3 protein-coding genes are annotated in these 1,171 nt (G+C 62.6%); 2 read left to right on the top strand and 1 reads right to left on the bottom strand.

Annotated features, from left to right (window positions below; translation table 11 throughout):
• The coding region (locus WEB61_RS02625; protein ID WP_368062776.1) for an SDR family oxidoreductase at window positions 1-146 on the top strand (146 nt) is incomplete at its 5' end.
• Here WEB61_RS02625 and WEB61_RS02620 read toward each other — a convergent pair.
• Window positions 112-516: a response regulator gene (locus WEB61_RS02620; protein WP_368062775.1), complete on the bottom strand. Its 405-nt coding sequence runs from the start codon at window positions 514-516 to the stop codon at window positions 112-114. The genes WEB61_RS02625 and WEB61_RS02620 overlap by 35 nt on opposite strands.
• Window positions 517-736: 220 nt before the next feature.
• Between WEB61_RS02620 and WEB61_RS02615 the strand changes: the two genes are divergently transcribed.
• Window positions 737-1,171 (top strand): hypothetical protein (locus WEB61_RS02615; protein ID WP_368062774.1); only part of this gene is annotated, 435 nt, incomplete at its 3' end.

Raw genomic sequence — 1,171 nt, 5'->3', positions numbered from 1 at the left:
GCCGCATCGGCCAGCCGGAGGAAATCGCCTCCGTCGCCGTCTTCCTCGCGTCGGACGCCGCCAGCTACATGACCGGCGAAACCATCTATGTCGATGGCGGCCGCCTCTCCCTCAACTACCTCGCCCAGCCGCCGGTGAAGCTTTAACCGCCAGCAGCTTCTCGATCGTCCGGGCAAGGTCGGCCGGACGAAATGGCTTGGCGAGCGCCGCGTTCGCGCCGAGTTTCTCGGCGGTTCTCAGGAAGTCCAGCCGCTTCGTACGGCCGCCACCCGAGATCGCCACGATCGGGATTGCACTGTTCACCCGCCGGATCGCCATAATCGTCTCGATCCCTTCCTGCACCGGCATGAGGATATCCGTCACCACGATTTCAGGTGCAGGGTTGCTTCGTTTCAGTTGGGCGAGTCCGGCCGCGCCGTCACCCGAACAGGTGACGCTGTGACCGTATTTCGCGAGGGCCGATTTCAGAAGCCGCGTCACATCGGGATCGTCTTCGATCAGCAGGACATGCGCCATGTGTGAGCCCTCTTAATTTTTCATTTATATCGCTTCCTCATTGACACGAACTTGTTTCCGAACTGTTAAGACCTTTGTCCTATTTGTGACGATGGGGGCTGTTCCTGTTGCGTGGGAAGGTCGGATGGCCACAAGAATGCGCGGTGCCGCACGGGCGCTTGCCGGCTGGTTCGGGAGATTATGGCCTCTCGGACGTGCCGAGGCCCGGCCTTCGGCTCCAATGGACTCTCGAGACGCCGACGGACCGGAAGCGCCGGGTACGGAAGCGCAGCTCCGTGCCCTCTTCGCCGACGCATCCGACCGCGGACCGGTTGCACTTGCCCATCTGCAATTGTTGAATCTGTCCGCGATCCGGGAAGAGGTTGGCGCGCGCTGGCCGAAGGTTCGGCGGCTGGTGCAACTCCTCACCGAAACGACGCTTTACCGGCATCTCGGTCCTGACGATTTCTTCTTTGTCTGCCGCGAGGATGTCTATGTCGTTGCCTTTCCCCGTCTGACGCCGAGCGAGGCGGCCGCTGCCTGCCAGGGGATCGTCGACGAGATATCGCGCCACCTGTTCGGCAATGACGATGGCGCCGAGGAGCCCGGCGAGGCCAGCCATCCTGCCACCCGGTTGGACGTCGTCGCGACGTCACTCGACATCGATCGTCAGCGG

The organism is Parvibaculum sp., assembly GCF_040882025.1.
Taxonomy (GTDB): Bacteria; Pseudomonadota; Alphaproteobacteria; order Parvibaculales; family Parvibaculaceae; genus Parvibaculum.
The sequence above is the reverse complement of the archived record's forward strand: the minus strand, read 5'-3'. Positions and strand labels throughout refer to the sequence as shown.